1 protein-coding gene and 1 pseudogene are annotated in these 503 nt (G+C 33.4%); both read left to right on the forward strand.

The window, feature by feature from the left end; genetic code table 11:
• The first annotated feature begins 51 nt into the window (after positions 1 to 51).
• Positions 52 to 237, forward strand: coding sequence for a hypothetical protein (locus RB298_RS26540; protein ID WP_486049342.1), 186 nt, complete (start codon positions 52 to 54; stop codon positions 235 to 237).
• Positions 237 to 503 (forward strand): annotated as a pseudogene (locus RB298_RS26545) (hypothetical protein); the annotation flags it as partial. The gene RB298_RS26540 and the pseudogene RB298_RS26545, both read left to right, overlap by 1 nt.

A 503-nucleotide genomic window follows, 5' to 3' on the forward strand; every position in this document is an offset into this window, starting at 1 on the left:
ATTGATCCGGTTGCTATGCAAAAAGTTGATTAACTAGCGCAAGAAAATGGGATGTCTCGCCAACAATTTCTGAAAGAACAATTCGAAGTATTGGCTTTTTTTGATGAGCAAGTAGTAAGAGAAAAAAGATTAGAAGCAATCATTGATCAGAACATCGAAATCATGAAACAATGTGCGATATCAATTGAAAAGATGAACGATATTATATATGAACTGATGGGAGATGTGGAGGAGTAATGGAAACACAACGACGTATGATTACACTTGATAAAGAAACGGATCAATACATCCAAGATTATATGGCTGAACATAAACTTCGTTTCCCTGGAGAAGCGATTATGGATATCTGTAAAAACTATCGAGAAGAAAAAAAGAAAGAATGGACGTTAGATTACATTACGGAAACTGTTAGTGAAAATCTTTATGGTGTATTAAAAAGTGAACTGAAAAAAATTCGATTAGGAACAAATAGTGCAGATAAAAACACACAAATTCTTATCGAG

It is taken from the genome of Priestia sp. BR_2, from assembly GCF_041954005.1.
In the GTDB taxonomy this organism is placed as follows: domain Bacteria; phylum Bacillota; class Bacilli; order Paenibacillales; family Paenibacillaceae; genus Paenibacillus_AQ; species Paenibacillus_AQ lautus_A.

Excerpts from the sequence above, each read along its gene's own strand:
- RB298_RS26540 (WP_486049342.1), top strand. The coding sequence starts at position 52 with ATGTCTCGCCAACAATTTCTGAAAGAACAATTCGAAGTATTGGCTTTT.